Genomic DNA, 3,729 nt, shown 5'->3' with positions numbered 1-3,729 from the left:
GGCAGCGCAGCCGCCAGGTGGCCGACCTGCGGGTGGTCTTCCAGGACCCGTACTCGTCGCTGAACCCCGCCCGCACCATCGGCCAGACGCTGGTGGAGCCGCTGCGGCTGATGGGCGTGACCGGCACTGGTCCTGGGCGAACTGGCAGCGGGTGGCGAACCGGCAGCCGGCCGGCCACGAGCCGGGCGGCGGCACCGTCCCGGGGATCGACGCCAGCCGCACCGGCACCGGGACGCCGTCCGGCACGTGCGGGTTGGCCGCCAGCAGCGCCTGGGTGTACGGGTGCTCCGGCGCGTCGAGGACGGCGGCCGCGGTGCCGGACTCGACCACCGTGCCGGCGTACATCACGGCCACGTCGTCGCAGATGTCGGCGACGACCCCGAGGTCGTGGCTGACGACCACCACCGACAGTCCGGTGTCCCGGACCAGCGCCCGCAGCAGGGTGAGGATCTCCGCCTGCACGGTGACGTCCAGCGCGGTCGTCGGCTCGTCGGCGATCAGCAGCTGTGGTTCACCGGTCAGCGCCAGCGCGATGCACACGCGCTGGGCCATGCCGCCGGAGAGCTGGTGCGGGTAGCTCCGCAGCACCCGCTCGGCGTCGACGATGCCCACGTTGCGCAGCAGCTCCGCGGCGATCCGCCGCGCCTCGCCCCGGCCGACGCCGCGGAACCGGCGGATCGGCTGGGTGAGCTGGTAGGCGACGGAGAACATCGGGTCCAGCGCCACCATCGGCTCCTGGGAGATCAGTGCGATCTCCCGCCCCCGGACGGCGGTCAGCGCCTTCTCGGTGCGGCCGACCAGGTCCTGGCCCCGCCAGTGGATCGCCCCGCCGCGCACCGACACCCCGTCGGGCAGCAGGCCGAGCAGCGACCGGGCGGTCATCGTCTTGCCACACCCGGACTCACCGACCAGACCGAGCACCCGGCCCGGTCGCAACGCGAACGAGACACCGGTGACCAGGTCGGCGCCGTCGTCGACGGCGATCGTCAGGTCCCGGACCTCCAGGACGGCGTCCGGGTCGGCCGGGGCGAGCTCCGCCGCGCCGTCGAGCGGGGCGGTCAGCGCCGGCGACCGGCGGCGCCGGCGGGCCGGGGCGGCCTCCCCAGCGGCCTTGCCGGCGATCGCGTCGGCCAGCTCGTTGGCGGCGATCACGGTGAGCGCGAGGACCAGCCCGGTCGGCACCATCAGCCACGGCGCGTTGAACACGTAGGACGACGCGTCCTGGATCATGAACCCCCAGCTGGGGTCGGGTTCGGCCGGACCGAAGCCGAGGAAGGCCAGGCCTGCGACGATCAGCAGGCCGATGCCGTACAGCTGGGCGGCCTGGACGGCGATGACGGTGGCCATCGACGGCAGCACGTGCACCACGTTCACCCGCAGCGAGCCCAGGCCGTTGACCCGGGCGGCGTCGACGTAGAGCCGGGTGCGGACCGACTGGGCCACACCGAGCATCACCCGGTAGACCGCGGCGGAGATCAGCACGCCGAGGACGGCCATGATGATGAAGGTCCGGACCCCGATCACGCCGATGACGGCCAGCAGCAGGATCGTCGAGGGCAGGGCCAGGAACACCTCGGTCACCCGGCTGATGACCCTCTCCACGCGGGGCCCGCGCTCGGCGGCGATCAGCGCCAGCGGCAGGCCGATCCCGAAGGCGACCAGCACGGTCACCGCGGAGGAGAGCAGCGGCTCGGTGCCGGCGGTGAATATCCGGCTGAGCAGGTCGCGGCCGAGCGGGTCGGTGCCCAGCCAGTGCTCCGCCGACGGCAGCGCCAGCCGGTTGGCGAGGTCCTGCTCGGCGACGCCGTAGGGCCGCCACCACGGTGCGGTCAGCGACGCCACGACGACGAACAGCAGCCAGCCGGCGGCCAGCAGACCGCCGGGCCGGCGGAGCACCTCGGACAGGCCCTGCCGGCGGGCCGGCGACCCCGGCTCGGCAGCGACGTCGTCGGCGGCGTCCAGCGGGAGCACGCTCATGCGGCACGCACCTTCGGGTCGAGTGCAGCCACGACCAGGTCGAGCAGCAGGTTGATGACGACGACGACCAGGGTGGCCACCACGACGACGCCGACCAGGGCCGGGAAGTCGCTGGAGGCCGCGGCGGCCTGCCCGGCCTGCCCCAGCCCGGGCAGTGCGAAGAGGTTCTCGATGATCACCGAGCCGCCGAACAGGGCGATGAACTGGATGCCGAGCACGGAGACGACCGGGAGGCTGGCGAAGCGCAGCGCGTGCACGTAGCGGATCCGCCACTCCGGGGTGCCCATGGCGCGCAGCGTCCGGACGTGCTCCTGGGCCAGCGCCTGCCGCAGGCCGGCGTTCGCCGTCCGCGCGACGATCGCCGCGCCGCCGATGGTCAGCGTGATCACCGGGATGAGCAGGCTGGTGAACCACCCGGCCGGGTCGACGGTGAACGGCACGTACCCGGTGGCCGGCAGCCACCCCAGCTGGAGCGCGAGCACGTAGACCAGCAGGATGCCGACCCAGAAGACCGGCAGGGACAGTGCCACCCCGCTGCCGGTGGTGATGAGCCGGGCGAGCCGGCCCCCACGCACCGCCGCAGTGACGCCCAGGACGATGCCGAGGACGCCGGAGAGGAGCGTGGCGAACAGCGCGATCGACGCCGTCACCGGCACCCGGTCGGCCAGGTCGGCGGCGATCGAGCGCCCGTCGATGAGCGAGGTGCCCAGGTCGCCGCGCACCAGGTCACCGAGGTAGTCGAAGAACTGGGTGGGCAGCGGGCGGTTCCAGCCCAGCGCCTCGTTCTCCGCGACGATCCGCTCCGGGGTCGCGTTCGTGCCGAGCCGGACCGCACCCGGCGAGGTGTCGGTGGCGTGCACCAGCAGGAAGCTGATCACCACCGCGGCGAGCACCGTGCCGATGGCCATGACCATCCGCCGGGCGAGGAAAGCGAGCATCACAGGGTCCTTCGGCGTACGGGTGCACGGGCCAGGGAACGGTGCGGGGTGGGCCGGTGGCCGCGGGGCGTCCCGCGGCCACCGGCCGGTGCCGGGCGGCTCAGGCGGCCGGCTCGACCTCGGAGAGGACCAGGTAGTTGTTCGTCCCCGCGTAGGAGGGCTCGGCCACCTTCTCGGCGTTGTAGCCGGTGTAGGCGTAGTCCTCGTAGACCGGGATGTACCAGCCGTTCTCCGCGATGGCCCGGTTCAGGTCGCCGAGCGCCTGCTCCCTGGCGTCGCCGGTCGCGCCGAGGGCAGCGCCCAGCGCACTCTGGATCTCCGGCTCGGTCGCGCCCTGCATGTTCATGAAGCCGCCGTAGAGCACCCCGGCGACCCAGCCGGCCGGCTGACCACCGATCGCCATCGGCCCGAAGATCAGCGGGTCGGTGCGCACCGCAGCGAACACCTGGTCGGTCGAGGTGGCCGTCACGAAGTTCATCGTGATGCCGACCTCGGCCAGCTGCTGCTGGATGACCACCTGGTCCTCCGACGGCTGGCCGAGCACCGTGATGTCGAAGGCGAACCCGTCGGGCAGGCCGGCCTCGGCGAGCAGCTCGCGGGCGCGCTCGGGGTCGTACCCGAACTCCTCGTTGAGCGCCGGGTCGAAGCCCTCGGCCTCGGCAGGGAAGAGCTGGGCCGTCGGCTGGGCGCCGGGGTGCAGCTGCTCGACGATCGCCTCGCGGTCGATGGCGTGGCTGATCGCCTGCCGGACCCGCTCGTCGGCGAAGGCGGGGTTGGTCGCACCGGTCTTGTCGATGACCGGGAAACCGACGAT

Annotated in this window: 3 protein-coding genes; all 3 read right to left on the bottom strand. The window is 73.2% G+C overall.

Annotation, left to right across the window (positions count from 1 at the left end; genetic code table 11):
- The coding region (locus tag G5C62_RS25925) for a dipeptide/oligopeptide/nickel ABC transporter permease/ATP-binding protein (protein WP_164703267.1) at window positions 1-1,977 on the bottom strand (1,977 nt) is incomplete at its 3' end.
- On the bottom strand, window positions 1,974-2,915 hold the full coding sequence (locus G5C62_RS25920) for an ABC transporter permease (RefSeq protein ID WP_036332394.1): 942 nt from the start codon (window positions 2,913-2,915) through the stop codon (window positions 1,974-1,976). The genes G5C62_RS25925 and G5C62_RS25920, both read right to left, overlap by 4 nt.
- A 100-nt stretch (window positions 2,916-3,015) precedes the next feature.
- Window positions 3,016-3,729: ABC transporter substrate-binding protein (locus G5C62_RS25915; RefSeq protein ID WP_241176144.1), on the bottom strand; the 714-nt coding region annotated here is incomplete at its 5' end.

Source organism: Modestobacter sp. KNN46-3 (assembly GCF_011039295.1).
The sequence above is the reverse complement of the archived record's forward strand: the minus strand, read 5'-3'. Positions and strand labels throughout refer to the sequence as shown.

What these genes read in the sequence shown, in the direction of transcription:
- G5C62_RS25920 (WP_036332394.1), bottom strand. Translation starts at nt 2,915, where the DNA reads ATGCTCGCTTTCCTCGCCCGGCGGATGGTCATGGCCATCGGCACGGTG.